The following is a 25889-nucleotide window of genomic DNA, read 5'->3' on the forward strand; positions in this document are numbered from 1 at the left end:
TGGCACATGGACAGCATTCGCATCCGCGGCGCCCGCACGCACAATCTCAAGAACATCGACCTCGACCTGCCCCGTGACAAGCTGATTGTCATTACGGGGCTGTCCGGTTCCGGTAAATCGTCCCTGGCTTTCGACACCATTTACGCCGAAGGCCAGCGTCGCTACGTCGAGTCCCTGTCGGCTTACGCCCGGCAGTTCCTCTCGATGATGGAAAAGCCGGACGTGGACACCATCGAAGGCCTCTCGCCGGCCATCTCGATCGAGCAGAAGTCGACGTCGCATAACCCCCGCTCCACCGTCGGCACGATTACCGAGGTGTACGACTACCTGCGCCTGCTTTATGCACGCGTGGGTACGCCTCGGTGCCCGAACCACGGCATTCCGCTGGAAGCGCAGACCGTGAGCCAGATGGTGGATTCCGCCCTGGCCCTGGATGCCGACAAGCGCTGGATGCTGCTGGCCCCGGTGATCCGCGAGCGCAAGGGTGAGCACGTGCAGGTGTTCGAGCAGCTGCGTGCCCAGGGTTTCGTGCGTGCCCGCGTGGACGGCGAGGTGTACGACCTCGACGCCGTGCCGCCGCTCACCCTGCGCCAGAAGCACACCATCGAGGCGGTGATCGACCGTTTCCGCCCGCGTGACGACATCAAGCAGCGCCTGGCCGAGTCGTTTGAAACGGCACTGCGCCTGGGCGACGGCATCGTCATCCTGGTGGACATGGACGACGCCAAGGCCGACGAGCAGCTGTTCTCCTCGCGCTTCTCCTGCCCGATGTGCGACTACTCGCTGCCGGAACTCGAGCCGCGCCTGTTCTCGTTCAATTCCCCCGTGGGCGCCTGCCCCACCTGCGACGGCCTGGGTGTCACCCAGGTGTTCGATCCCGCGCGCGTGGTCGGCCACCCGGAACTGAGCCTGGCCGGTGGCGCGATCCGTGGCTGGGACCGTCGCAACGCGTATTACTTCCAGATGATCATCTCCCTGGCGAAGCATTACGGCTTCGACCCGGAGACGTCATGGCGCGACCTGACCAAGGCGCAGCAGACTGCCGTGCTTTACGGCTCGGGCAAGGAACTCATCCCGTTCCGTTACATCACGGACCGTGGCGGCAAGGTCACCCGCGAGCACAAGTTCGAGGGCATCCTGAACAACCTCGAGCGCCGCTACCGCGAGACCGAATCGGCGGCCGTGCGCGAGGAGATGCAGCGCTACATCGCGGACCACCCGTGCCCCGATTGCGGTGGCCAGCGCCTGAATCCGTCCGCGCGCAACGTGTTCGTCGCCGACAAGGCCATCCCGGAAATCACCGGGCTGGCGATCGACCACGCGCTGGATTTCTTCGCCACGCTGAAGCTCAGCGGCTGGCGCGGGGAAATCGCGGTCAAGATCATCAAGGAAATCCGCGAGCGCCTGACCTTCCTCAACGATGTCGGCCTCAATTACCTCACGCTGGACCGCCAGGCCGATTCGCTTTCGGGTGGCGAAGCCCAGCGCATCCGCCTGGCCAGCCAGATTGGTGCGGGCCTCGTGGGCGTGATGTACGTGCTCGACGAGCCGTCCATCGGCCTGCACCAGCGCGACAACGAGCGCCTGCTCGGCACGCTGACCCGCCTGCGCGATCTCGGCAACACCGTGATCGTGGTGGAGCATGACGAGGACGCCATCCGCGCGGCTGACCACGTGCTCGACATCGGCCCGGGTGCCGGCGTGCATGGCGGCCAGATCGTCGGCGAAGGCACGCTGGCCCAGGTGATGGCGTCGCCCACCTCGGTGACGGCGAAGTACCTCAGCGGCGAACGCGGCATCAAGGTGCCCGAGACCCGCCGCGAAGCGCTGGATGGCCAGTGGGTGGAGCTGAAGGGCGCCACCGGCAACAACCTGAAGGACGTGGACCTGCGTATCCCCGTGGGCACGTTCACCTGCGTCACCGGCGTGTCCGGCTCGGGCAAGTCCACCCTGGTCAACGACACCTTCTATCGCATCGCCGCGATGGAACTGAATGGCGCGGGCGAGCAGCCGGCCCCGTACGAATCCATCGAAGGCCTGAACCTGTTCGACAAGGTCGTGGATATCGACCAGTCGCCGATCGGCCGCACGCCGCGCTCGAACCCGGCCACGTACACCGGCCTGTTCACGCCCCTGCGCGACCTTTACTCGCAGGTGCCGGAATCGCGTTCGCGCGGCTATTCGCCGGGCCGTTTCAGCTTCAACGTCCGCGGCGGCCGCTGCGAGGCCTGCGAAGGCGACGGCATGATCAAGGTGGAGATGCACTTCCTTCCGGACGTGTACGTGCCTTGCGATGTCTGCCACGGCAAGCGCTACAACCGCGAAACACTGGAAGTGCTCTACAAGGGCCACACCATCGCCGACGTGCTCGACATGACGGTGGAAGACGCGTTCAAGCTGTTCGAGAACGTGCCGGTAATCGCCCGCAAGCTGGAAACGCTGCGCGCGGTGGGCCTGGATTACATCAAGCTGGGCCAGAGCGCGACGACGCTTTCCGGCGGTGAGGCGCAGCGCGTCAAGCTGTCGAAGGAACTCTCCAAGCGCGACACGGGCAACACGCTGTACATCCTGGATGAGCCGACCACCGGCCTGCACTTCCACGATATCGAACAGCTGCTGGACGTACTGCACACGCTCGTCGAACACGGCAACACGGTGGTCGTGATCGAGCACAACCTCGATGTGATCAAGACCGCCGACTGGCTGGTCGACCTCGGCCCCGAAGGCGGAGCCGGCGGTGGTCGCATCCTGGTCAGCGGCACGCCGGAAACCGTGGCCAACACCAAGGCCTCGCACACCGGGCGCTTCCTGCTGCCGCACCTGAAGGCAAAGCCTGCCACCAAGAAAGCCGCGGCGAAGGCCCCGGCGAAAACCACCAGCACCGCAAAGAAGAAAAAGACCGCATGATCACCGACGCCTCGCCGACTCGCGCTCCCGAGCCCCTGTTCATCACGCCGATGGACGTGCGCTGGCAGGACCTGGACGCGTACAACCACGTCAACAACTCGAACTACCTGGTGTACCTGCAGGAAGCGCGCCTGAAGTGGCTGCTCACCCTGCCGGGCGAGTGGTACACGCCGGAAGCGGCGCCGGTGATGGCGCACAGCGAGATCAACTACCGCCTGCCGATCGAATGGCCGGCGGACATCCAGATCGAGCTGTATGCCAACCGCATCGGTACCAGCTCGATGACGGTCGGCCACCGCATCGTGGACAGCGACGACGCCACCCGCATCCACGCGGACGGCAGCGTCACGATGGTCTGGGTGAACACCAAGACCGGTCGCCCGGTGCCCCTGCCGCAGTCCATCCGCGACGCCCTGCCTTAAGCAAGCCCGGTACGGGGGTCGCGTCAGGTTTCTCGTTCAGGTCGTCCCGGTATGATCCGGCTGCGATCTACACGGAGAGAGACCCATGCGCCGCACCCTCGTACTGGCCATTGCCTGCGCCGTCGCCCTGCCCGCCTTCGCGGCAGATGAGCGCACGGCGCTTACCCTTTACCGCGCCGACAGCGACCAGCTGTTCCAGACCGATGGCGACGCGGTATCGCCCGACGGCTACGCCGTGGTCCACGAGCGCCGCGCGTTCGACCTGAAGGGCGGCACGCAGGATCTTTCCATCGGCGGACTGCCCGCCGCACTGGACAGCGAAGCACTCACCCTCCGTTTCCCCGGCAAGGGCACCCGAGTGGTGTCGCAGCGTCTCCTGCTCGGCCAGGGCTTTGACGGTGCCGTGGCTGGCCTCGTCGGCCAGACCGTCCAGGTGGTCGGCCCCGGCGGCCAGGATCTGGCCTGGGGCACCCTGGTACAAGGCGGCAACCCGATGGTGCTGCGTGACAAGACCGGTGCGCTGACCATCGTCCGCGAGTACGCCGCCCTGCGCGTCACCGGCGTGGACACCGTGGCGCGTGGTTCGACGCTGCAGGTGCGCGTGGATGGCGGCTCCGCCGGCAACAGCACGGCCCAGCTCGACTACCCGACCTCCGGCCTCGGCTGGCGCGGTGCCTACGTCGCCACCCTGGCAGCGGGTAACGGCTGCAGCATGGCGTTCGACGCCAATGCGAGCATCGCCAACCGCAGCGGCCGTGACTGGAAGGATGTATCACTGAAGCTCGTCGCCGGCGACGCCCGCCGCGCGAAGTCCGCGCCCGCCCCGCGGCGCATGGCACTGGCGGCACCCGCACCGGCGGCGATGGGATTCTCGGAGGCGTCCAGCAACCCCACGCCCGCCACGCTGGGCGACCTGCGCACCTACACGCTGCGCACGCCGGTGGACCTGCCCGACGGCAGCGTCACCCAGACCCCGCTCTACGACAGCCGCACGCTGGCCTGCGAGCGCGAGGCCACCTACGAGACCGGCGCGCGTTTCTACGGCAATGCGCCGAATGTCGAGCGGAACATGAACCTGTTCCCGCCCGATGGCATCCCTGTCAGCACCAGCATGAAGTTCAAGGCGTTCGACAGCCTGCCCGCCGGCTACGTCCGCGTGATGCTGGCCGACCGCGACGGCAACGCCGAGCTGCTGGCCGAAGGCCGCCTCAACGACACGGCGAAGAACGAAGATGCCATCCTCCAGCTCGGCAACGCCTTCGACCTGCGTGCGAAGCGCGAGCAGACGTCGTTCACCGCCGCCCCGCACCAGATCGACGAAGGCACGCGGATCACCCTGACCAACGCCGGTGACAGCAGCCGCGTGATCACCGTGCGCGAGAACCCGAGCCGCTGGCGCGTGTGGTCGCTGGTGTCCTCGTCGGTGAAGCCGACGAAGAGCACTTCCGAGCAGCTGGAGTTCAAGGTAGAGGTGCCCGCCCACGGCAGCACCAACCTCGACTTCGCCGTACGCTATACCTGGACCGACGCCGAGATCGGCCCCCGCTGACCCTGACCCGAGGCACACCTATGCTGGACATTCTTCCCCACGACGGCGACATCGTCGAAATCCGCATGGCGCGGCCGCCGGTCAACGCGCTCAATACCGCCCTGGTGCATGCGCTGCGCGATGCGCTGGCGGATGCACCGAAAAACGGCGCGCGCGGCATCGTGCTGTCGGGCGCCCAGGGCCTATTCTCGGCGGGCGTCGACGTCCCTGCCCTGCTTCAGCTGGATCGTGCCGGCGTGCAGGGGTACTGGAACGATTTCTTCGCCCTGTGCGGCGTCATCGCGTCGTCGCCGGTGCCTGTCGTCGCCGCTGTCACCGGGCATAGCCCGGCCGGCGGTGCCGTGATGTCGCTGTTTGCCGACTACCGCGTCATGGCGCACGGCATGTACAAGATCGGCCTGAACGAAGTGCAGGTGGGCCTCTCGGTCCCCGAGCCCATCCAGTTCGCCATGCGTCGCATCGTCGGCAACTACCGCGCGGAGCGGCTGCTGGTCGCCGGCACCATGGTGGATGCAGATACCGCCCATGCGCTGGGCCTGGTCGATGAACTCGCCACCGTGGAACAGGTGGTACAGCGCTCGGTGCAGTGGCTGACGGAACTACTGAAGGCGCCGCCGAAGGCCATGCTGCGCACCCGCGCCATCGCCCGCGCCGACCTGCTGGCCGTGTGGGGTGACACGACGAACCTGCTCGACCCGGGCTTCATCGACGACTTCTTCGCCGACGAAACCCAGCAAGTGCTGCACGCCCTGGTGGCCCGCCTCAAGGCGAAGGCCTGAGGCTTACGCGGGATCGATCAGGCGGGATCCGTGGCGTTGTTCCAGAAGCCGCGGATCCCGGCGATACCCTGGCCTGCATGCATGCGGGCCATCGGCACCTCGGCGGGCGCCAGCCCACCCAGGGCGTACACCGGCAGCGATGCGTTCTCGGCCCACTTCGCAAAGCGCGGCCATCCCAATGGCGGCGTATCCGGGTGGCTCTGGGTCGGTTCCACCGGCGACAGCGTGGCGAAGTCGCAGCCCAGCGCCGACGCCAGCGCCAGCTCGTCCGGATCGTGGCACGACGCCCCCACCAGCGAACCCAACGGTAGCGGCCGCTCGCCAAGCTCGCGCACCTGGGCGGATGAGAGATGGACACCCACGCCCAGTGCGCGGGCACCTTCGATATCGCGGCTCAACAGCAGGTGCGCGCCAAACCGACGGACCTCCGGCAGCAGTGCGGCGGCGCCCGCACGCACCTCGTCCACCGGCACGCCAGGCAGGCGCCACTGCAACAGCCGCTCACCGCGCGCCAGCGCCGCGCGCACCAGCGTGGACGCATGCGCCACGGAGGCATCGGCAGGGGTGATCGGGTAATGCTCGGGCAGCCAGATGGCGGCCAGGATGGGGCGATCGGCAGGGGCCAGCATCGCCGGGTCGATATCGCGCGGCAGCCGCCAGTCGATGGCGGCGGCCTCCAGCGCCTGCGGCTCGCCGGTCCAGGCACGCACCACCACGGCTTCGAGCAGCATGCTGCGCTCGCCGTAGTTCCACGGGACGCGGATCAGGTCTTCGAAGGAGAGCGGATCCACCGCGATGCCGAGTTCTTCGTCCAGCTCGCGCTCCAGCGCGGCCATCGGCGCCTCGCCCGGCTCCACCTTGCCACCCGGGAACTCCCACATGCCCGCCAGGTGCTTGCCCGGCGGACGCTGTGCGATGAGGATGCGCCCGGCGCCATCGACGAGGACGCCGGCCAGCACATGCATCATACGTTGCGGACGTATTCGACCATGTCGAACGGATGCGCGTGGGTCTTGTCCGCCTTGTGGTGCACGCGGGAGACCTCGGTCCATTCCTTGAAATCGATGCCCGGGAAGAACACGTCGGCGCCGTCGACGGCGGCGTAGACCCAGGTCAGGTACAGCGTCCGGGCGTACGGCAGCGCTTCGCGGAACACTTCGCCGCCACCGATCACCATCAGGCCGGTGTGGCTGCAGCTGGCCTGCGCTTCGGCAATCGAACGCACGGTGATCTGCCCTTCATACGGCGCCTCGCCCTTGCGGGTGAGCACGTAATTGGTCCGGTTCGGCAGGGCTCGGCCAATGGATTCGGCCGTCTTGCGGCCCATCAGCACGGACTTGTCGGTGGTCAGGGCCTTGAAATAACTAAGGTCGTCGGGAAGGTGCCAGGGCAATCCGCCCTGCTTGCCGATGGCAAAGTTTTCGTCGAGCGCGGCAACCAGATGGACGGCCATGGAACTTCCTTTCGCGATTTCTTGAGGATCCGGGCGCAAAGCGGCCCGTGCGATGCAGATAGTAGTCCTAGGAATGTGATGGTGGAACAAAACAGGCGTTTGAAGATGGCGATGCCTGCCCGGCTCACGCGCTCAGGGCTGGGCCAAAGCCTCGTCGAGTCCCCTTGCCCGGATCACCATGCGCCTCGCTTTGAGGTCGATCGTCGTGGCGTACCAGGGATGCGCGCTGGCCGCGCTGCTGGTGTCTTCAAACACGCGGCCGTCGGCCTGGCGGCCGCGCAGGGTGACGAAGATGGCGCCATTGGGCAAGGCGATGTCGCGCGTACCACCCCAGGCGACCTCGCCCACCGGCAGGGTCACGCTGGCTTCGGAACCGGGATCGCTGGTGCTGACTCGCGCCGTGGCGTCGAAGCCGCCGACGGTGCGCGGCAGTTCCGCCAGCGCCAGCGTGTAACGCACGGGCTCGGGGTCATCGCGCAGCCAGTCGACGGCGAACGCCCACCAGGGGCGTGGCGGATACGTCGCCAGAGACAAGGTGAGGTAACTCAGCGTGGGCGCGGCCGTGGCCGCCGGCAACATGCAATGGAAGTGCAGCTGCTCCGCATTGCCACCGCGTGCCTCGCATGCTTTGCCTTGCAGCGATAGCGCCGGCGTGTGCGCATCGAGCGCGTGTCCGTTGATGACCACGTCAACCGCCGTCGGCGTGGCCGGCGCGACCACGTAACGCGGGCTGAAATCCAGCACGCGAGGAAAACGGTACGTCGCCGACAACGTGCTGAGCAGGGCATCCGCCTGGGCGAGCATGGCGGCGGATTTGCGCCGGGGATAACGCTCGCTGCGGCGCATGTCGTCCGCCGCGTTCAAGGTGCCGCCGAGGAATGACTGCTGCACGTCGTTGAGGTCGCCCACCGCCTTGCCTTCGGTGGCGGCCGCCATCGCCGCCAGTTCGGGCACCAGCAATTCCGCGTTCTGCCGCGCGACAAACGCACCGATGCTGAACCCGCCGCCCGCGTTGCGGATGATCTCCAGCGCCGCGGCATGCGTGTCTTCCAGTACCGACGCCACGCTGCGCGGGGCGGGCACGTCGGCATCGCCGGCATACGCGGCGGATACACAGCCAAGCACGATCCAACCCATGCAACGCCTATCCATGCCACCTCCCCGGACCGGCCCGTCCTGGCGGTCAGGCCCACTCTCCCCTGCCGCCGGAGGGCGCGCAAGCGGACGAGTGTGAAGGCATGGCGCGAAACCGGCCTGCGCTACGCAAGCCCCCGCCCGTGCAGCGAATCAGGGTTTGACGAGGTCGCGGTGCAGTTCATCGATGACGTACTGGGCACGCCGCGAGAGCGCCCACTCGGCGCGATGGATCAGCCACAGGGCATCCACCACCGGCGTGCACTCCTCCAGCACGCGGATGCTCTCCGGGCGCAGGAAGGCCTGGCGCGCATGCCGCGGTACCACGCTGAAGCCGAGGCCCCGCGACACGGGCTCGAGGATCAGCCCGATCTGGTTGGTGAATCCGGTGACCGGTACGTCGGCCATGCTGCGCTTGCCCGGGTACCAGCGTGACATCAGGCGCGTCGCCATGGCCTGGCCATCCGGGTGGTCGATGAAGCCGAGGCGGACCAGATCCTCCCACCCGTTCACCGCGGCACCGGCGGGCACCACGAGCTCGAGCGCTTCCTCGCAGAACGGCTGCACGGCGATGCGTTCGTCATCCGGCCGGCGCGAGACCACACCCATCTCGTAGCGGTTATCCAGCACCGCGGCGAGCACTTCCTCGTCGGGAGCGAAGCGGTGGCGGATGACCAGGCCGGGCGTGCGGCGCTGGATTTCAAGCAGCTTCGGGTAGATCGACAGGCCGACGCTGCCGGGCGTGACGATGGACACCGCGCCCTGCAGCGCGTCGGCGTCAGCCAGGCGCGAGGCCAGGCAGCGTCCGGCGCGCTCCACCTCATCGCAGTAGGCCAGCAACGCCTCACCGGCCGGCGTGAGCTCCACGCGGCGCGGGCGGCGGATCAGCAGCGGCCCGTACTGCAATTCCAGCTGGCGGATGTGCTGGCTGACCGCGGCCTGGGTCAGCTCCAGCGATTCCGCGGCGCGGGTGAAGGTGCCCTCGGCGGCGAGGGCACGGAAGGAACGAAGCCAGGCGGGATTGACCATAACGAATTCTTATAAAAACGATTAGGAATGTGCTCTTCTTATTATAGGTCCAGACCCCTATCTTTGCTGGCATACGATTTTCCTTAAGGCTCCTCGATGTCCGCTTTGTTCACCCCCTTCACCCTGAAGGACGTCACCCTCCGCAACCGCATCGCCATCCCGCCGATGTGCCAGTACCGCGCCGACGACGGCTTCACCAACGACTGGCACCAGGTGCACTACGCCGCCATCGCCCGCGGCGGTGCTGGCCTGGTCATCGTGGAAGCCACCGGCGTCTCGGCCGACGGCCGCATCACCCCGGCCTGTCTGGGTATCTGGGACGACGCCCACGTGGACGGTCTTTCCCGCATCGCCGCCTCGATCAAGAGCGCGGGCGCCGTGCCGGGCATCCAGATTGCCCACGCCGGCCGCAAGGCCAGCGCCGAGCGCCCGTGGGACGGCGACGACCACATCGACGCCGCGGACCCGCGTAGCTGGGAGACCATCGGCCCCTCGGCTATCGCCTACGGCCACGGCCTGCCCCGCACGCCACGCGCCATGACCCTGGACGACATCGCCCGCGTTAAGGCGGACTTCGTTGCCGCCGCGAAGCGTGCGCTGGCCGCCGGCTTCGAGTGGCTGGAGCTGCACTTCGCGCACGGCTACCTCGCCCAGAGCTTCTTCTCCGCGCATTCGAACCAGCGCGACGACCGCTACGGCGGCAACGCCGAAAACCGTGGCCGCTTCCTGCTGGAAACCCTCGCCGCCGTGCGCGAGGTGTGGCCGGAGCACCTGCCGCTCACCGCCCGTTTCGGCGTGCTCGAATACGACGGCCGCGACGACGAGACCCTCGCCGAATCCATCGACCTCGTGCGCAAGATGCGCGAAGGCGGGCTGGACCTGCTCAACGTCAGCGTCGGCTTCACCATTGCGGAAACGAAGATTCCGTGGGGCTCGGCCTTCCTCGGCCCCATCGCCGAACGCGTCCGTCGCGAGGCCGGCCTGCCGGTCGCCGCGGCCTGGGGCATCGACGATCCGCTCGCCGCCAACCGCGTCGTCACCGAGGGACAGATGGACCTGGTGATGGTCGGCCGCGCGCACCTCTCCGACCCGCACTGGCCGTACAAGGCGGCCATGGCCCTGGGCGTGCCGCGCGCATCGTGGACCCTGCCGCCGTCGTACGCCCACTGGCTGGAACGCTACGCGCCGATGCGCGCGTAAACGGGCAGGGAAAACCCTCGCGTTTCACGTTACGACGACATCCTGACCAGCTTCATCAACGCATCCCCTTTCGCCCTGTTGAAGGAGCGGCTCGATGAAGCTTCGTCCCCTGCTATGGGCCTTTGCGGCCACCGCCCTTGCCCTCCCTGCGGTGGGCAAGGACGTCACGCTGCTTAACGTGTCGTACGACCCCACCCGTGAGCTCTACAAGGCCGTGAACACCGCCTTCATCGCCGACTGGAAGGCCAAACACGGCGACACCGTGACCATCCAGATGTCCCACGGCGGCTCGGGCAAGCAAGCGCGCGCCGTCGTCGACGGCTTGCCCGCCGACGTCGTGACCCTCGCACTGGCCTACGACATCGACGCCATCGCCGACCGCGGCCTGCTGGCGAAGGACTGGCAGACGCGCCTGCCCGAGAACGCATCGCCCTACACCTCCACCATCGTGTTCCTGGTGCGCAAGGGCAACCCGAAGGGCATCCGCGACTGGGGCGACCTGGTCAAGACCGGCGTGCAGGTGGTCACACCAAACCCGAAGACCTCCGGCGGCGCGCGCTGGAATTTCCTCGCCGCGTGGGGTTACGCACTGAAGCTGCCCGGCGGCAACGACGATAAGGCGAAGGCCTTCGTCAAGACGCTGTTCCAGCATGTGCCCGTCCTCGATACCGGTGCGCGTGGCGCGACGAATACCTTCACCCAGCGCGGCATCGGCGATGTCCTCATCGCCTGGGAGAACGAAGCGCTGCTGGCGAAGAAAGAACCCGGCGGCGACCAGTTCGACATCGTCGTGCCGTCCATCACCATCCTGGCCGAGCCGCCGGTCGCCGTCGTCGACAGGAACGCGGCCGCACACGGCACGCGTGAGGTCGCCGACGCTTACCTGAAGTTCCTTTATTCGCCCCAGGCGCAGGACATCGAGGCACGGAATTTCTATCGCCCGCGCTCTCCCGAGGTGGCCGCGAAGTACGCCGCGCAGTTCCCGAAGGTTGCAACCTTTACCCTCGCCGAGGTGTTCGGCGACTGGCGCAAGGCCCAGGCGAAGTTCTTTGCCGAGGGCGCCCTCTTCGACCAGATCGGCCCGGGCAACTAGGCATGCGTCGGCGGGTGCTGCCCGGCTTCGGCCTGAGCCTTGGCTACACGGTCACGTACCTGGGCCTCATCGTCCTGCTGCCGCTGGCGGCCCTGGCGTGGAAGGCCTCCGATGTCGGATTTGCGGGCCTGTTGCGCCTGCTGTCATCGCCGCGCACGCTGGCCGCGCTGAAGCTCAGCTTCGGCGGCGCCCTGCTCGCCGCGACGGTGAATGTCTTCATCGGCCTGCTGGTGACCTGGGCCCTGGTTCGCTATCGCTTCCCCGGGCGCCGCGTGCTCGACGCCTTCATCGACCTGCCCTTCGCCCTGCCCACCGCCGTGGCCGGCATCGCGCTGACGGCCGTCTATGCGCCCAATGGCTGGCTGGGCCGGTGGCTGGTGCCGCTGGGCATCTCGTTCGCCTACACGCCGCTCGGCGTACTGCTGGCCATGGTGTTCGTGGGTTTCCCCTTCGTGGTGCGCACGCTGCAACCCGTGTTGCAGTCGCTCGAACAGGACGTGGAAGACGCCGCCGAAAGCCTCGGGGCGACGGGGCTGCAGACCTTCCTGCGGGTGATCCTCCCCACCCTGGTGCCGACCCTGCTCACCGGCTTCGCCCTGGCCCTCGCCCGTGCGGTGGGCGAATACGGCTCGGTGATCTTCATCGCCGGCAATATCCCGATGCGCTCGGAGATCGCGCCGCTGCTCATCGTGCAGCGGCTCGAGGAGTTCGACTACGCCACGGCGGCGGCATTGGGCGTGGTGATGCTGGCGTTCTCCCTCGTGCTGCTGGTGCTGGTGTCGGCGCTGCAGCGCTGGACCCGACGCTGGGCAGAGGTGCCGCGATGACGGCGCACGCCCCCCGCCGCCGCGTCGGCACCGGGCGACAGCTCGGCCGGCTGGCGCTGATCGTCGTCGCGTGCGTGTTCCTGTGCGTGTTCCTGCTGGTGCCGTTGGCGGCGGTGTTCGTCGAGGCCTTCCGCCAGGGCACCCACGCGTTTGTCGAAAGCCTGGACCAGCCCGAAGCCATGGCCGCCATCCTGCTGACGCTGCTCGTCGCGGCGATCACCGTGCCGCTCAACGTGGTGTTCGGCGTGGCGGCCGCGTGGGCGATGACCCGCTTCACCTTCCGCGGCAAGGCCCTGCTGGGTGCGCTTATCGATCTGCCGCTCTCCGTGTCACCGGTGGTGTCCGGCCTGCTGTACGTGCTGATGTTCGGCGCGCAGGGCTGGTTCGGCCCGTGGCTGGCGGCGCACGACATCAAGATCATCTTCGCCGTGCCCGGCCTCGTCCTCGCCACGATTTTCATCACGCTGCCGTTTGTCGCACGCGAACTGATTCCGCTGATGCAGGCGCAAGGCAGTGAAGAAGAAGAAGTGGCACGTGTGCTCGGCGCCAGCGGGCTGCAGATGTTCTTCCGGGTGACGCTGCCCAATATCCGCTGGGCGCTCCTTTACGGCGTCCTGCTCTGCAACGCGCGCGCCATGGGCGAGTTCGGTGCCGTGTCGGTGGTCTCCGGCCATATCCGCGGGCTCACCACCACCATGCCGCTGGAAGTCGAGATGCGCTACAACGAATACAACTACGTCGGAGCCTTCGCCATCGCCTCACTGCTCGCCCTGCTGGCCTTGCTGACCCTCGCCGTGAAAGCGGCCCTGGAATGGCGCTACCACAACGCCGCCGAGGGCCACCGATGACACTTGCCGTGCAAAGGCTATCGCGTCAGTTCGCCGGCCTCGCCGCGCTCGACGACGTGAGCATCGATATCGCGCCGGGCGAATTCCTCGCCCTGGTCGGGCCGTCGGGATCGGGGAAAACCACGCTACTGCGCATCTTGGCCGGCCTCGATTATCCGGATAAGGGCGGCGTCACCCAGGACGGCGAGGACTTCCTGGCGGCGAGTGCGCGCGAGCGTAACGTCGGCCTCGTCTTCCAGCATTACGCATTGTTCCGGCACCTGACGGTACGCGAGAACGTGGCGTTCGGCCTGCGGGTACGGCCGCGCAAGCGCCGGCCATCGCGCGAAGAGATCCGCACCCGCGTCGATACCCTGCTGAAACGCGTGCAGCTGGGTGACCTCGGCGGACGCTACCCCAGCCAGCTTTCCGGCGGCCAGCGCCAGCGTGTCGCCCTGGCGCGGGCGCTCGCGGTGGAACCGGATGTGCTCCTGCTCGATGAACCCTTCGGCGCCCTCGATGCGCAGGTGCGCACGGCATTGCGTCGCTGGCTGCGCGAGCTGCACGAAGAACTCGGCCTGACCACGGTGTTCGTCACCCACGACCAGGAAGAGGCGCTTGAGCTCGCCGATCGCGTCGCGGTGATGAACAAGGGGCGCATCGAGCAGGTCGGCCCGCCGCATGCGATCTACCACGACCCCGCTACGCCGTTCGTCTGCGAGTTTGTGGGGCGGACGAATCGGATCGTGCTCCAGCGTGCCGATGACGCGTGGCGTGCCGGCAGCTGGTCGACAGAAGCAGGCCCGCCAGGCAGCTCGCACCGCTCAGCCGTGGCCTACGTCAGGCCGGAACACCTCTCCCTCTCCGTGCCCGACGACGAACCCGCATGGGACGCGCGCCTGCGGCACGTCTACCTGGCAGGCAGCGTGGCCCACCTGGATATCCACGTGCCCGACATAGACCAGACGCTGGAGGTCGATATCGCCAGCGAGGACCTCGCGCGTTACGACCTCGCGCCAGGGGCGGCACTGCGTGTTGCGCCAACACGGCTGATCGCGTTTCCGGTTGAGGATGGCCCTGCCGCTTTGCCTATCGCCGGTGAGCGCTGGGTCATCCAGGGGCCCGGGCGCCCGGGTTGAATCGTCAGGCGACCAGCCGAAGCTTGAACAGCGCCGCGCCGATGATGACGACGAAGCCAACGCCCAGGGCGGCCGTCTGAAGGCGGCGCGTTTGCGGGGTTTTTGGCACGTAGCGCAACTGGGCAAAAATGAGCCCCGCTTCGATCACCGCACAGGCGATCATCAGTGCCTGGAACGGCGTGAAGTCGAATGAGAGAAACCCGGCCATCAGTGATGCCCCCGTCCTGTCGTCAGTGACCCAAACCGCCCCTCGGGCGAACCCGCGTGCCCGCAATGTATCGCGGAAGGCACCCGAGGTCACGGCTCGCCGCGCCACGCCCACTGCACGTGCGCCTCGCCCATGCGCTCCAACCCGGCTTGCGTCATGGCCGCTATCGCTTCCAGGGACAAGCTGAGCTGCTTGGGATCAAGTTCGTCCGACTCGTGTACCAAGTCTGCCAATGTGGTCGTGACGCCGTGCGCGTACTGCAACCACAGCCTCGCCTCATTGAGCAGGTCATGAATCGACGGTTCGTCGTCCACGGGAGTGCCTGCGGACGGGCACGCGGTTTTCTCATCCATTGCATTCATTGTTTTCGCTCCTTGTCAGCCCGCTTTCCTGACGTGGCACGACAGACAAACACACGCCTGCCGTGCCACGGACCATAGGATCGCGGGTTCACCGGCTGCCCGTGACCGGACGCCGGGTGGCTTGATTGACGAAGTGGATGCGACGACAACCGTCGAAGAGGCGCACCAGGCGTAACGCCTGCCTCATCCGATCAAGAATTGCCTCAAAAAAACGGCTTCGCCGCAGTTCTTCAACCGTGCCTGCGGCTTATGCAGGCGGCCCGTGGACCGGTGAGGTGTCGCCGGGGGGATTCGGCGGGCGAGCGGGTGCCGTATGATCAAGGGTAGCCATAATCAACTCTCGATAAGTTGGTTGCGGTTAGCGGGTCAGGTGTGTTCCACCACACCTGGCTCGCGTCTCACCGCCTTAGCGGTGGTCGCCTCGGAGTTCGTGACTGGCGAGGCGACAGATGAACCCTAGCAAATGCGTTTTGCGTTGTCTGTAGGGGCTGGGAGCACAGAGCCGCAAACGCGAATCGACGCATGCACTGCACTTTTCAGAGGTCGACTGACCACACACCGACTGCGGGATTTCTCACTCCCGAAGGATCTGCCAGCTGCCGTCAGCGCCTTCCTGCTTGACGATGACCTCGTGGCCGAGCTGTTCCAGGGCCTGCGCGCGTTCCACCGCCGCCTGGATGGCTAGCAGGCCGTCGCTGTGGGAACTACCGTCGGCACCATCCACGGAGACGTGCCACGTGGAGGTGGTGCCAGCGGGGTACATGACGAAAATGCGGATCAACGCCATCGGTGCCTCAACAGACTTCAACGAATTCACAGCGCGAAACGATGCAGGCGGCCGCGTCGAGTCAAGGTGATTGCTCACTTACCCGGATGCAGAACCACCTTCGTCCAGCCGTCCTTCCTGTCGTCAAAGTTGCGGTAAGCCTCGGGCGCCTCATCGAGTGAGAGCTGGTGGGAAATGATTTCCGACGGTGCGGCCTTGCCGCGATGAATCAACTCACGTAGCCGGCGGTTGTAGTGCTTCACGTTGGCCTGGCCGGTGCGCATGAACTGTCCCTTGAACCAGAACGTGCCCATGTCGAAGGCAATCTTGCCTTCCTTGGCGAGGGCATCCTCAGCGCCGGGGTCCTTGGGAACGAAGACACCGACAACGCCAAGGCCACCCGTGGGACGCACGGAAGCGACAAGGTCATTCATGGTGGCATTCGGACGCTCGTGACCGTGATGATCGTGGCACTGGTAGCCGACGCATTCGCAGCCTCGGTCGGCCCCGCCCTTGGTCAGTTCGAGAATCTGGGCGACGTGGTCACCCTTCGAATCGTCAACGGTCGTGGCGCCGAAATTCCGCGCCAGCTTCAGCCGGTCGGGGTGTCTATCGACGACGATGACCTGCGCCGCGCCCTTCACGCAGGCGGAGAGTGCGGCCATCAGACCCACCGGGCCCGCGCCGTAGATAACGATGCTCTCGCCGGGCTGCAGGCCGGCAAGCTCCGTGGCGTGCCATCCGGTGGGAAAAATGTCCGAGAGGAGCACGTAGTCGAGCTCCTTCTCCTGCGCATCCTCCGGCAGAACCAGGCAGTTGAAGTCGGCATAAGGCACGCGGAGCAGTTCAGCCTGCCCTCCGCTGTAGGGCCCCATGCCCGCAAAGCCATAGGCAGCGCCTGCGCTTCCGGGGTTGGTCGTGAGGCAGAAGCCAGTCAGCCCCGCCTCGCAATTCCGGCAAAAGCCACAGCCGATGTTGAATGGCAGGACGACCCGATCGCCGACCTTCACCCTGTCGACGGCGGGACCCACCTCGATGACTTCGCCCATGTTCTCGTGGCCAAGGATCTTCCCTTGCTCAACGTCCGTGCGCCCTTCGTACATGTGAAGGTCTGAGCCGCAGATGTTCGTCGTGGTGATGCGTACGAGCACATCCGTAGGCTTTTCAATGCGAGCATCGGGCACCGTCTTGACGACGACATCCTTTGGACCGTTGTAGACGAGTGCTTTCATGACGATTCCCTCGAGCGAGTGAACCGTCACCATGGCCGGATGGCTGGAAGGGGTATGTCCGCAAGCGGTGAACCCACCTGCACAGGCGTGAAGGATTGCAGCTACCTCACCGCCGCTTGGATACAACCTCCGAGGCGCCAGGGCAGCTATCCACCGGTCGCGGCTGGAGGCTTCGACCGTCGGTTTGCCAGCAGTCGTCGAACACCGAGCAATAGCAGAACTCGAACGAGATATTGCCCCGTTCGATATTGAGTTTGTCCCACGCCTGGGAGCCACCGCCCGGATGCGGCACGCTAAGCAGGTTCACGCTGTCGCCGGCCCTCAGAACCACGGGGCTCGCAATCGCGGCGGAGTAAGGCAACGCAGCTTCGCCTGGGGCAGAGCAGCAGTCCGCGAGGAACGTGTCCCAGTTCTGGACCGTCTTCCCCTTGTAGAGCACGCGGGCCGCGTAGATCTTCGCCGGACCGACACCGCTGTTCGAAACGGACAGCGTGATCTTCTGCTCGCCAGACCCGGACTGGTTACCCGAGTCGGTCTGAAGGAAAGGCCACGAGTTCGCCTGCACAAGCTGGGCGTTCGCCTCCGCCATGCGTTCCATCGTATGTCCGTGGAGGACAGCGACGCCCAGCGATACAAGCGAAAGAAAGACGGCTGACCCAGCCAGAATGAGGTCTAGCTTGTGGTGCCCGGTTTTCCGAGGCTCAGTTGGCTCGATGTCCATCAGCATGGTGTTCCCCCTTGACCGGCGAGTGTAACCGGCCATAGGGGACGCCGGAACGGTCAGGGCACGATTTCACCTTCCTCCATCCCGTCCCACCAGGTGATGCGCGTGGCTTGCACTTTCAGCATCACGATGCCCGGCGTGTCGACACCCTGCTCAAACCAGCGATCCAGCGCCTTGTGCCAGTGCGCCTGCATCAGGGCCTTGTCGCGTATCAGTTCGCCGCGACCCTCGACGGCCACAAACAGCGGCGGCTTGCCAAAAAGTGACTTTGCGCCCGTGAAGGAGAGCGCTACCGCCGGGTTGGCTTCGATCTCGGCCACGAAGTGCGCTTTGTCATCGCCGAAGAACCAGCTATCGCCATCGTAGTCCACGTCGCCGTTGTTGCTCATCGGCCGGCCGGCAATTTCGCCGCGGGCGGTATGGGTCTGCAGCATGGCGAAGTCGATATCGGCCATGGCCTTGGCGAGATCCTGCAGTGTGCGGTCGGTCATGGCGCCATCCTCGTTTGGGGTTTCCCCGAGGATGGGCCCGCATCGGTGGTGCGGGGCGTGAAGGTTGACCGAACGCGACGTAACGGTTCGGGCCGCGCGTGAAGATGGATCCTGACCCGCTCAAGACGGGTGCGTCGCGGCCGATACCGGGATATGACCGTTCAACCGTCCGCCCTACCCATCGTCCTGGTTCATGGCTTCATCGGCCATCTGCAGTCCGTGGGCCGGCATGGGGACACCGGTCTGTTCGCGCCGGACCTTCTCGGCTACGGCAGGTTCCGCGACTACCCCGCCTCGGCTATCAACGTGGGTGCGCAGGTCGACCACGTGATGGATCAGATCGATCGGGCGATGGGGAACGCACGGGTTCTCGTGGTCGCTCACTCGGCCGGGGCGACGATCGCCATCCGACTCGCGCAACTGCATCCGTCGCGCATCGCCGCGCTGCTGATTGCCGAGGGCAATCTCGCGGCCAGCGACGCGTTCCTGGCGGCCAGGTTAGGCCCGATGTCATTGCCCGATGTCCAGGACTGGCTCGGCCGCATGCGCAACGACCCCGCACGGTTACTGCGGGCGGACGGCGTGCCCATTACCGAAGTGAACCTCACCCGCATGGGGGACTGGCTCCGCTATCAGGACGCTGCCGCGTTGCATCAGATGGCACGCTCGATCTTGCTGGAAACCGTCACGCCCAACTACGAGCTCGCCGTGAGCAAGGTCATGCGTCAGACGCCTACCGGGCTGATCTTCGGTGCCCGCTCTCCGCACAAACGGCTCCTCGCCGAGCCGGTACGCTCCGCCATCGTCAGCTCAAGCGTGATTGCAGATTCGGGCCACCTGCTTCCCCTGGAAGCGCCCGAGCGCTTCCGGGAAGAAATCGACCGCTTTGCAGCACGGTGCCTGGATCAAACCGCCACGGGTGCCTTGATCGCCGGATACGGATCGTAATCAACGATCGACACATCCTCGAAGCGGAAGTCGAAGATGTTCTTCACTTCCGGATTCAGCACCAGCTTCGGCAGCGCACGCGGCTCGCGCGACAGCTGCTTCTGCGCCTGCTCGATGTGGTTGGAGTACAGGTGCGCATCGCCCAGCGTGTGCACGAAGTCGCCCACTTCCAGGCCGGTCACCTGGGCGATCATGTGGGTGAGCAGCGCGTAGCTGGCGATGTTGAATGGGATGCCGAGGAAGATATCGCCCGAACGCTGGTACAGCTGGCAGGAGAGTTTGCCGTTGGCCACGTAGAACTGGAACATCGTGTGGCACGGCATCAGCGCCATCTTCGGCAGCTCGCCCACGTTCCATGCGGATACGATCAGGCGGCGCGAGTCCGGGTTGCGCTTGATCTCGTCGACCACCCAGGCGATCTGGTCGACCACCTTGCCGTCGGCCGTGGGCCATGCGCGCCACTGGCGGCCGTACACCGGGCCGAGGTCGCCGTTGTCATCGGCCCACTCGTCCCAGATGCTGACGCCGTTTTCCTTCAGGTACGCGATGTTCGTATCGCCCTGCAGGAACCAGATCAGCTCGTGGATGATCGAGCGCAGGTGCAGCTTCTTCGTGGTGACCAGCGGGAAGCCCTTGCCCAGGTCGTAACGCATCTGCCAGCCGAACACGCTGCGCGTGCCGGTGCCGGTACGGTCGGCCTTCTCGGCGCCGTGGTCGAGGACGTGGCGGAGCAGTTCGAGGTAGGGCTGCATGGTCGGTCTACGTTATCAGGAGGCGGTGGCGGCCGCGGGCGCGGCCACGGGTGCGTACGGCGCCCGGCGCGACATCGCCAGCAACAGGATGCCCACCGCGATCAGCGGCAGCGACAGGATCTGGCCCATGGTGAGCCAGCCGAACGCCAGGTAGCCCAGCTGGGCATCCGGCACGCGGACGAACTCGATGATGAAGCGGAACACGCCGTACATCAGGGCGAACAGGCCCGAGACGGCATAGCGCGGCCGCGGCTTCATCGAGAACACCCACAGCACGATGAACATCACGACGCCTTCCAGCGCGAATTCGTACAGGGGGTTCGGGTGGCGCGGCAGCGCGTCCGGGGCGTGCGGGAAGATCATGCCGATGGGCAGGTCGGTCGGCTTGCCCCACAGCTCGCCGTTGATGAAGTTGCCCAGGCGGCCGAGGCCGAGGCCCACGGGCACCAGCGGGGCGACGAAATCCACCGCATCGAAGAATTTTACGTGGTTGCGCCGCGACCACCACAGGCCGGCAGCCAGGACGCCGAGCAGGCCGCCGTGGAAGCTCATGCCGCCGTCCCAGACCCGGAACAGCGCCAGCGGGTCGGTCCAGATCCAGTTGATGGCCGTGTAGAACAGCATGTAGCCCACCCGGCCACCCACCACCACGCCCATCATGGCGTAGAACATCAGGTCGCTGAAGCGGTCGGCGTTCACCGGAAGGCGGCCCTGGCGGCGGCGGTATTCGCCCAGCCCCCAGCCGCCGAGGAACCCGCCCAGGTACATCAGGCCGTACCAGTGGACCAGCACAGGGCCGAGGTGGAACGCGACGGGATCGAACTGAACGACGAACGGAGTGGCCATGGAAAAGCACAGGGCGGGGGCGATTCCCCAGTGTACCGCCCCCGCTTGCCGCACGCCGCCTTGTGGAACCCCTGCCGGATACGCTATAGAGCCTGCCGGAACGCCGTCTGGGGAGATGGCGGACATGGATGCTACACAGGGGAGAAACCGCATGACCTTACGCCTTGCCCGGCCGCTGCTGGCCGCGCTCTGCCTGGCCGCGTGCACCACCGGTGCCACCGCCGCCGACCTGATCCCGACGGCCGACTTCGCCCGCCACGCGCCGCTGACCAACCCGCTGCTCTCGCCCGACGGCCAGCACGTCTCCGTGGCCTACCACGACCCCGACGGCAAGACCCACGGCCTGGCCATCTTCAGCATCAGCGACATGACCAAGCCGATCACGCTGATCCGCATGCCGCCGTATGAGATGCCCGCCGACATCATGTGGACGAGCAACACGCGCCTGGTCGTGGCCCGCGGCAAGGTGGACGGCTCCATCGGCCGCGAAACCACCACCGGCGAGCTGATGGCCGTGGATATCGATGGCAAGAAGCCCGATTACCTGTACGGCTTCGAGGCCGTGGGCAAGCGCGTTGCCACGCGCGCCCTCGACCGCGGCTGGGGTTTCATCGACGGCAAGCCGCCGGTCGCCAATGGCCATTTCTACATGCGCAGCGTCTCCTGGGAAGACCAGGACCGCAGCACGCTGTACGACGTGGACGCACAGACCAGCGCGCGCCGGCAGATGGCCGATATCGGCATCGGCTACATGGTGTTCATGGTGGACCCGCAGGGCGTGCCGCGTTTTACCTACGGCGTGAACAACGAGCACAAGTGGGTGGTATTCCGCCGCGACGCGAACGGCGGCTGGGCCAAGGTCGAGATGGACCGCGAGCACCAGCGCTTCTCGCCGATCGCCCAGGTGGCCGGCAGCACGCGCATCTACGCCGAGTACAGTCCGGATGGCGTGGGCGGCGCGCTCGTGGAACAGGATGACACCGGCGGCAATGTGCGCGTCATCCGCAAGGATTCCTTCAGCCAGGTGTCGTCGACCGGCCTGTGGACGGCGCAGCCCTACCGTCCCTTCGCCACCCGCGCCGAAACCGGCCTGCCGACCGTCACCTACGTCGATCCGCAGGACCCCACCGCCAAGCTGCACATGGCGATCTCGCAGAAATTCCCGGGCTATGCCCTGGATTTCAATTCCTTCAGCGAGGACGGCAGCGAATTGATGTTCAGCATCTGGAGCGACCGCGACCCGGGCCGCGTGATGCTGATCAATACGAAAACCTACAAGGTCACGCCGCTGTTCACCCTGGCGCCGTGGATCGACCCGTCGAAGATGGCCGAGCGCCGCTCGCTGCACTTCAAGGCGCGCGATGGCGAAGAGCTTGAGGCGATCCTCACCTTCCCGAAGGGCAAGCCGGAATCGAAGCTGCCCATGGTGCTGATGCCCCACGGCGGCCCGTTCGAGGAAAAGGACACGTGGGCGTATGACGAGACCTCGCAGTTCCTCGCCAGCCGTGGCTACCTGGTGCTGCAGGTGAACTTCCGTGGCTCCGATGGCCGCGGCAAGCACTTCATCACGTCCGGTTACCACGAGTGGGGCGGCCTGCTGCAGAACGACCTGATCGATGGCGTGAAGTGGGCGATCGGCCAGAACTTCGCCGATGCCTCGCGCGTCTGCGTGTTCGGCGGCAGCTTCGGCGGCTACTCCGCCATGATGGCGCCGATCCGCGAGCCGGGCATGTTCAAGTGCGCGGTGGGCTACGCCGGCATCTACGACCTGCCGATGATGTACGAGAAGGGTGATATCCAGCAGAACAAGCGCCTGAAGAGCGAACTGGAAATGACCCTGGGCACCGACCCGGCCATGCTCGTGGCCAACTCCCCGGACCGCATGGCCGACAAGCTGAACCTGCCGATCATGCTGGTGCACGGCGAAGACGACGAGCGCGCCCCGTTCGCCCAGTTCAAGGCCATGAAGGCCGCGCTGGACGCGGCGCACAAGCCGTACGAGACCCTGACCAAGCCGGACGAGAAGCATGGCTTCGTCAAACCGGCCAACGTGGAGGAGCTCTTCGACAAGCTCGCCGCCTTCCTGGACCGTAATATCGGCGACGGCGCAAGCAGCAAGTCAGCGGCCCCCTGAGGGCACGCAACCGCCACCTGTGACGGGTGGCGGTTGCCCCTTGCGGCCGCAAGCGTTATGTTCGCGTGATCGTCGGGCCCGGGTGGTGCCTGGCGGGGATCGGGAGGTTTGCGGGGTATGGTCGTCAGTAGTGGGCAGAAGCGCCACGTCGCGGCGCGGCGGGCGGTGCTTGCCGTCGCCCTGCTCGGCTGCCTTGCGTCCGGCCCCCTGCTCGCCCAGGACAGCACGGCGCCGGCGGAAATGCTGGCCCCGGTCAATGTCACCGTCACCGGCTCGCGCATCCGCGGAATCGACGTCGAAACCGCCCAGCCCGTTTTCACCATGGACCGTGCCGCCATCCGCGCCACGGGCCTCACCAGCCTGGGCGATATCGTGGCGCGCATGCCCTCGGCGGGCACGCCCGAGGTCACCCCGCAGGACACCCTCTCCTCCAGCAACGACGCGGGCGGGCGCTACGTCAACCTGCGCAACCTCGGCGCCGTGCGTACCCTAGTCCTGGTCAACGGACGCCGCTGGACCACCAGCCTCGGCGGCCTCACCGACCTCTCCACCATCCCGGTGTCGATCGTCGAACGCATCGAGGTGCTCAAGGACGGCGCCTCCTCCCTTTACGGCTCCGACGCCATCGGCGGCGTGGTCAACATCATCACCACCGACCGCTTCGAAGGCGCCTCGGCCGATGTGCTCTACGGCGTCAACGGCAAGGGCGACGGCGCGCAGAAGAACGGTACGTTTACCTGGGGGCGCAGCACCGAACGCTCGTCAGTGATCCTTGGCGCCAGCTACGAAGACGGCGACACGCTGGACGACGCCAAGCGCTCGCTGACCTCCACGGCCTACGGCCCGCGCCATCCGCTGGATGGCTACAACATGGGCCCGTACGGCGGCGTGGTGGATCCGAACGCGCCCGGTACCGCGTACGTGGTGAACCGTGGCGCGGGCGGCGTGGGCAATACCGCCGACCTCGCCAACTACCACCTGTACGATCCCAACAGCATCGCTGACAAGTACAACACCCAGCGCGACATGAGCTTCCGCGCGGGCAGCAAGCTGCGCAACCTGTTTGCGACGGGCCGCTACAACCTCACCGACGACATCACCCTGCGCGGGATGGCCAACTACGGCGTGCGCGACACGCGCAGCCAGGCCTCCGGCTACCCGTTGCAGAGCGCCACGGGCCGTGCGGATGGCCTGTATATCGACCCGGCCAACGCCTACAACCCGTTCCCCGGCGAGAGCACGTCCTTCTTCCGCCGCACCGTGGAACTGCCGCGCATGGACTGGGCGAAGTCGAAGGTGTTCCACGCCGACGTCGGCGCCGAGGGCACGTTCGAGTGGATCAACCACGCGTGGAACTGGGACGTCACCTACGCGTACTCCGAGGACCGGGCCAGCCGCACCACCAGCGGCAACATCAACCTGGTGAACGCACGCAAGGCACTCGGCCCGACGACCACGATCAACGGCCAGCTGGCCTGCGCCAATGCCGAGGACCGGGCCGACGGGTGCGTGCCCTGGAATATCCTGGCCGGCCCCGGCGGCACGCCGGATGCGGTGTGGAACTACGTGGCCTCGACCACGACGGCGCACGAAACCACGCGCACCAATGACGTCATGGCGAACCTCACCGGCGGCCTCGTCGACCTGCCGGCCGGCACGCTGAAGGTGGCGGGCGGGCTGGAACACCGCAGCGAGGATGGCCGCTACGTGCCGGACGCGGCCGACTCCGCCGGCCTGACCACGCAGCTGGCGAGCGACCCGACCCGTGGCGGTTACGACGTCAACGAGGCCTACCTCGAGTTCGACATCCCGCTACTGAACGACCTGCCGTTCGCGCGCGAGCTGGCGGTCAATGCCTCCTCGCGTTATTCGCATTACAGCGCGTTTGGTGGCCGCACCAATAACAAGTACAGCTTCCGCTGGAAGCCGCTGGACGACCTGCTGCTGCGGGGTACGTACGCGCAGGGGTTCCGCGCGCCGACGGTGGCGGATCTTTACGCCGGCTCGTCGGAAAGCTTCGAGAGCTTCCTCGATCCCTGCGACAGCGCCTTTGGCGCGTCGGCCACGGACGCCGCCGTGCGTTCGCGTTGCGCCGCTGCGGGCGTGCCGGCGAATTATCGCCAGGTCGATCAGTCCGGCGCGCAGATCAGTTCGAATACCGGTGGCCAGAATCCGTCGGCGTTCCGCACCGGCGCCAATCCGCGCCTGAAACCGGAATCGTCGATCACCCGCACGGCGGGCCTGGTGTACAGCCCGATGTACCTGGACGGGATGGACATCACGCTGGATTACTACAAGGTCGATATCCACGACGTCATTACCCCGATTCTCGCTGGGGATATTCTCAATTTCTGTTACGTCCGCAACGATCCAACCTATTGCGGCCGCTTTACCCGTGCGGCCGATGGCCGCATCACCTCGCTGGACGAAAGCCTGGTGAACCTCGGCTCATTGCGCACCGAAGGTTACGACCTCGGCCTGCATTACCGTTTCCCGCAAACCCGTTTCGGCGAGTTCGCGCTGTTGTCCGATAGCACCTATCTCAAGGACTACACCCAGCGCAGCAGCGCCAGCGCGGAACCGCGTCAGCTCGCCGGTTACATGAATGGCGTGCAGGGGCTTTATCGCGTGCGCTCCAATCTGTCGCTCGACTGGAGCTGGCGGCGATTTGGTGCGACCTGGACCGTGCGTTATTACTCGGGTTTGAAGGACTCCTGCTGGTCCTCGACCGAGGAATGCAACGAGCCGGATACGCTGAATGTCATCAGCGGCGTCACCGGCGTGAGCCGCAAGGGCGGCGTCGCTTTCAACGATGCGCAGTTCCGCTGGATGACGCCGTGGGACGGCAGTATCCGCGTCGGCATCAACAATGTTTTCGCCCGCAAGGGGCCGTTGTACTACAACGTTTCCAGCGCCGGTGGCGGCAGCCCGCCGTATAACCCGGCCTTCGATATCGACCGTTATTTCTATATCGGCTATCAGCAGCGGTTCTGAGAACCGCTCGCATTTACGCTCAGTCGCAGCAGTCTGCGATACCCAGTAAACGCTTGCAGTCATATGACGACGG

The 25889-nt window shown here is 66.3% G+C and carries 23 protein-coding genes and 1 pseudogene; 12 read left to right on the forward strand and 12 right to left on the reverse strand.

The features are described from left to right. Window positions 1–6 precede the first annotated feature (6 nt). The 4 genes from uvrA (at window position 7) to FIV34_RS15150 (ending at window position 5657) form a co-directional block, all read left to right on the forward strand. Window positions 7–2907 (forward strand): excinuclease ABC subunit UvrA, encoded by a 2901-nt coding sequence (gene uvrA, locus FIV34_RS15135; protein ID WP_139984169.1) that lies wholly within the window; start codon window positions 7–9, stop codon window positions 2905–2907. After that, the gene (locus tag FIV34_RS15140; RefSeq protein ID WP_139984171.1) at window positions 2904–3329 is read left to right on the forward strand and encodes an acyl-CoA thioesterase; all 426 of its coding nucleotides are present in this window, start codon (window positions 2904–2906) and stop codon (window positions 3327–3329) included. Before uvrA ends, FIV34_RS15140 begins: the two co-directional genes overlap by 4 nt. An 85-nt stretch (window positions 3330–3414) precedes the next feature. Continuing rightward, window positions 3415–4878 (forward strand): DUF4139 domain-containing protein, encoded by a 1464-nt coding sequence (locus FIV34_RS15145; RefSeq protein ID WP_139984173.1) that lies wholly within the window; start codon window positions 3415–3417, stop codon window positions 4876–4878. Window positions 4879–4898: 20 nt separating this feature from the next. Then, window positions 4899–5657, forward strand: coding sequence for an enoyl-CoA hydratase/isomerase family protein (locus FIV34_RS15150; RefSeq protein ID WP_139984175.1), 759 nt, complete (start codon window positions 4899–4901; stop codon window positions 5655–5657). Window positions 5658–5674: 17 nt separating this feature from the next. Here the strand turns inward: FIV34_RS15150 and FIV34_RS15155 are convergent, their stop codons facing one another. The 4 genes from FIV34_RS15155 to FIV34_RS15170 all read right to left on the reverse strand — a co-directional run bounded on the left by FIV34_RS15155 (window position 5675) and on the right by FIV34_RS15170 (window position 9273). Further along, window positions 5675–6625: a Nudix family hydrolase gene (locus tag FIV34_RS15155; RefSeq protein ID WP_246058636.1), complete on the reverse strand. Its 951-nt coding sequence runs from the start codon at window positions 6623–6625 to the stop codon at window positions 5675–5677. Further along, window positions 6622–7110 (reverse strand): dihydrofolate reductase, encoded by a 489-nt coding sequence (locus FIV34_RS15160; RefSeq protein WP_139984177.1) that lies wholly within the window; start codon window positions 7108–7110, stop codon window positions 6622–6624. The genes FIV34_RS15155 and FIV34_RS15160 overlap by 4 nt, the downstream gene beginning before the upstream one ends. Before the next feature lie 132 nt (window positions 7111–7242). Next, the gene (locus tag FIV34_RS15165) at window positions 7243–8247 is read right to left on the reverse strand and encodes a hypothetical protein (protein WP_139984179.1); all 1005 of its coding nucleotides are present in this window, start codon (window positions 8245–8247) and stop codon (window positions 7243–7245) included. Window positions 8248–8397: 150 nt separating this feature from the next. Next, the gene (locus tag FIV34_RS15170) at window positions 8398–9273 is read right to left on the reverse strand and encodes a LysR family transcriptional regulator (RefSeq protein ID WP_139984181.1); all 876 of its coding nucleotides are present in this window, start codon (window positions 9271–9273) and stop codon (window positions 8398–8400) included. A gap of 96 nt (window positions 9274–9369) precedes the next feature. Here FIV34_RS15170 and FIV34_RS15175 point away from each other — a divergent pair, with 96 nt between their 5' ends. The 5 genes from FIV34_RS15175 (at window position 9370) to FIV34_RS15195 (ending at window position 14359) form a co-directional block, all read left to right on the forward strand. Then, window positions 9370–10473 carry an NADH:flavin oxidoreductase/NADH oxidase gene (locus tag FIV34_RS15175; RefSeq protein ID WP_139984183.1) on the forward strand — a complete coding sequence of 368 codons (1104 nt, stop codon included), beginning with the start codon at window positions 9370–9372 and terminating at the stop codon, window positions 10471–10473. Window positions 10474–10567: 94 nt separating this feature from the next. Continuing rightward, window positions 10568–11566 (forward strand): sulfate ABC transporter substrate-binding protein, encoded by a 999-nt coding sequence (locus tag FIV34_RS15180; protein WP_139984185.1) that lies wholly within the window; start codon window positions 10568–10570, stop codon window positions 11564–11566. Between the two features lie 2 nt (window positions 11567–11568). Continuing rightward, a complete protein-coding gene (cysT, locus tag FIV34_RS15185) occupies window positions 11569–12393 on the forward strand; it encodes a sulfate ABC transporter permease subunit CysT (protein ID WP_139984187.1) in 825 nt (274 codons plus the stop codon). Further along, window positions 12390–13241: a sulfate ABC transporter permease subunit CysW gene (gene cysW / locus FIV34_RS15190; RefSeq protein ID WP_139984189.1), complete on the forward strand. Its 852-nt coding sequence runs from the start codon at window positions 12390–12392 to the stop codon at window positions 13239–13241. Before cysT ends, cysW begins: the two co-directional genes overlap by 4 nt. Next, window positions 13238–14359: a sulfate/molybdate ABC transporter ATP-binding protein gene (locus tag FIV34_RS15195; protein ID WP_139984192.1), complete on the forward strand. Its 1122-nt coding sequence runs from the start codon at window positions 13238–13240 to the stop codon at window positions 14357–14359. The genes cysW and FIV34_RS15195 overlap by 4 nt, the downstream gene beginning before the upstream one ends. A 4-nt stretch (window positions 14360–14363) precedes the next feature. On the opposite strand, the gene FIV34_RS15200 is transcribed toward FIV34_RS15195, so the two are convergent. The 6 genes and pseudogenes from FIV34_RS15200 to FIV34_RS15225 all read right to left on the reverse strand — a co-directional run bounded on the left by FIV34_RS15200 (window position 14364) and on the right by FIV34_RS15225 (window position 18142). Then, on the reverse strand, window positions 14364–14660 hold the full coding sequence (locus FIV34_RS15200) for a hypothetical protein (RefSeq protein ID WP_139984194.1): 297 nt from the start codon (window positions 14658–14660) through the stop codon (window positions 14364–14366). Further along, window positions 14657–14929 carry a hypothetical protein gene (locus tag FIV34_RS15205; RefSeq protein WP_139984196.1) on the reverse strand — a complete coding sequence of 91 codons (273 nt, stop codon included), beginning with the start codon at window positions 14927–14929 and terminating at the stop codon, window positions 14657–14659. The genes FIV34_RS15200 and FIV34_RS15205 overlap by 4 nt, the downstream gene beginning before the upstream one ends. A 574-nt stretch (window positions 14930–15503) precedes the next feature. Further along, a complete protein-coding gene (locus FIV34_RS15210) occupies window positions 15504–15716 on the reverse strand; it encodes a hypothetical protein (protein ID WP_139984198.1) in 213 nt (70 codons plus the stop codon). 401 nt (window positions 15717–16117) lie between these two features. Continuing rightward, a pseudogene (locus FIV34_RS15215) lies at window positions 16118–16960 on the reverse strand (glutathione-independent formaldehyde dehydrogenase); the annotation flags it as partial. 73 nt (window positions 16961–17033) lie between these two features. After that, window positions 17034–17654, reverse strand: coding sequence for a hypothetical protein (locus tag FIV34_RS15220; RefSeq protein ID WP_139984202.1), 621 nt, complete (start codon window positions 17652–17654; stop codon window positions 17034–17036). A gap of 53 nt (window positions 17655–17707) precedes the next feature. After that, a complete protein-coding gene (locus FIV34_RS15225; RefSeq protein WP_139984204.1) occupies window positions 17708–18142 on the reverse strand; it encodes a pyridoxamine 5'-phosphate oxidase family protein in 435 nt (144 codons plus the stop codon). 153 nt (window positions 18143–18295) lie between these two features. Between FIV34_RS15225 and FIV34_RS15230 the strand changes: the two genes are divergently transcribed. After that, window positions 18296–19090: an alpha/beta fold hydrolase gene (locus FIV34_RS15230; RefSeq protein ID WP_139984206.1), complete on the forward strand. Its 795-nt coding sequence runs from the start codon at window positions 18296–18298 to the stop codon at window positions 19088–19090. Here FIV34_RS15230 and FIV34_RS21135 read toward each other — a convergent pair. After that, entirely contained in the window at window positions 19048–19842 is a 795-nt protein-coding gene (locus FIV34_RS21135; RefSeq protein WP_139984208.1) for a thymidylate synthase, read from the reverse strand. The two genes, FIV34_RS15230 and FIV34_RS21135, sit on opposite strands and share 43 nt — an antisense overlap. A gap of 15 nt (window positions 19843–19857) precedes the next feature. Next, window positions 19858–20688: a prolipoprotein diacylglyceryl transferase gene (lgt, locus tag FIV34_RS21140; protein ID WP_139984211.1), complete on the reverse strand. Its 831-nt coding sequence runs from the start codon at window positions 20686–20688 to the stop codon at window positions 19858–19860. Between the two features lie 151 nt (window positions 20689–20839). Between lgt and FIV34_RS15245 the strand changes: the two genes are divergently transcribed. Together FIV34_RS15245 and FIV34_RS21375 are read left to right on the forward strand one after the other, a co-directional pair. Continuing rightward, window positions 20840–22822 (forward strand): alpha/beta hydrolase family protein, encoded by a 1983-nt coding sequence (locus FIV34_RS15245; RefSeq protein WP_139984213.1) that lies wholly within the window; start codon window positions 20840–20842, stop codon window positions 22820–22822. Between the two features lie 117 nt (window positions 22823–22939). Next, the gene (locus FIV34_RS21375; RefSeq protein WP_139984215.1) at window positions 22940–25816 is read left to right on the forward strand and encodes a TonB-dependent receptor plug domain-containing protein; all 2877 of its coding nucleotides are present in this window, start codon (window positions 22940–22942) and stop codon (window positions 25814–25816) included. The last annotated feature ends 73 nt before the right edge of the window (window positions 25817–25889 follow it).

This window comes from Luteibacter pinisoli (genome assembly GCF_006385595.1).
GTDB lineage: Bacteria > Pseudomonadota > Gammaproteobacteria > Xanthomonadales > Rhodanobacteraceae > Luteibacter > Luteibacter pinisoli.

Coding starts and splice junctions, on each gene's coding strand:
- FIV34_RS15245 (WP_139984213.1), top strand. CDS start 20,840: ATGACCTTACGCCTTGCCCGGCCGCTGCTGGCCGCGCTCTGCCTGGCC.
- lgt (WP_139984211.1), bottom strand. CDS start 20,688: ATGGCCACTCCGTTCGTCGTTCAGTTCGATCCCGTCGCGTTCCACCTC.
- FIV34_RS15150 (WP_139984175.1), top strand. CDS start 4,899: ATGCTGGACATTCTTCCCCACGACGGCGACATCGTCGAAATCCGCATG.
- FIV34_RS15140 (WP_139984171.1), top strand. CDS start 2,904: ATGATCACCGACGCCTCGCCGACTCGCGCTCCCGAGCCCCTGTTCATC.
- FIV34_RS15230 (WP_139984206.1), top strand. CDS start 18,296: ATGACCGTTCAACCGTCCGCCCTACCCATCGTCCTGGTTCATGGCTTC.
- FIV34_RS15225 (WP_139984204.1), bottom strand. CDS start 18,142: ATGACCGACCGCACACTGCAGGATCTCGCCAAGGCCATGGCCGATATC.
- FIV34_RS15220 (WP_139984202.1), bottom strand. CDS start 17,654: ATGCTGATGGACATCGAGCCAACTGAGCCTCGGAAAACCGGGCACCAC.
- FIV34_RS15155 (WP_246058636.1), bottom strand. CDS start 6,625: ATGATGCATGTGCTGGCCGGCGTCCTCGTCGATGGCGCCGGGCGCATC.
- FIV34_RS15165 (WP_139984179.1), bottom strand. CDS start 8,247: ATGGGTTGGATCGTGCTTGGCTGTGTATCCGCCGCGTATGCCGGCGAT.
- FIV34_RS15195 (WP_139984192.1), top strand. CDS start 13,238: ATGACACTTGCCGTGCAAAGGCTATCGCGTCAGTTCGCCGGCCTCGCC.
- cysW (WP_139984189.1), top strand. CDS start 12,390: ATGACGGCGCACGCCCCCCGCCGCCGCGTCGGCACCGGGCGACAGCTC.
- FIV34_RS15170 (WP_139984181.1), bottom strand. CDS start 9,273: ATGGTCAATCCCGCCTGGCTTCGTTCCTTCCGTGCCCTCGCCGCCGAG.
- FIV34_RS15160 (WP_139984177.1), bottom strand. CDS start 7,110: ATGGCCGTCCATCTGGTTGCCGCGCTCGACGAAAACTTTGCCATCGGC.
- FIV34_RS15180 (WP_139984185.1), top strand. CDS start 10,568: ATGAAGCTTCGTCCCCTGCTATGGGCCTTTGCGGCCACCGCCCTTGCC.
- FIV34_RS15175 (WP_139984183.1), top strand. CDS start 9,370: ATGTCCGCTTTGTTCACCCCCTTCACCCTGAAGGACGTCACCCTCCGC.
- cysT (WP_139984187.1), top strand. CDS start 11,569: ATGCGTCGGCGGGTGCTGCCCGGCTTCGGCCTGAGCCTTGGCTACACG.
- FIV34_RS21375 (WP_139984215.1), top strand. CDS start 22,940: ATGGTCGTCAGTAGTGGGCAGAAGCGCCACGTCGCGGCGCGGCGGGCG.
- FIV34_RS15210 (WP_139984198.1), bottom strand. CDS start 15,716: ATGGCGTTGATCCGCATTTTCGTCATGTACCCCGCTGGCACCACCTCC.
- FIV34_RS15145 (WP_139984173.1), top strand. CDS start 3,415: ATGCGCCGCACCCTCGTACTGGCCATTGCCTGCGCCGTCGCCCTGCCC.
- uvrA (WP_139984169.1), top strand. CDS start 7: ATGGACAGCATTCGCATCCGCGGCGCCCGCACGCACAATCTCAAGAAC.
- FIV34_RS21135 (WP_139984208.1), bottom strand. CDS start 19,842: ATGCAGCCCTACCTCGAACTGCTCCGCCACGTCCTCGACCACGGCGCC.
- FIV34_RS15205 (WP_139984196.1), bottom strand. CDS start 14,929: ATGAATGCAATGGATGAGAAAACCGCGTGCCCGTCCGCAGGCACTCCC.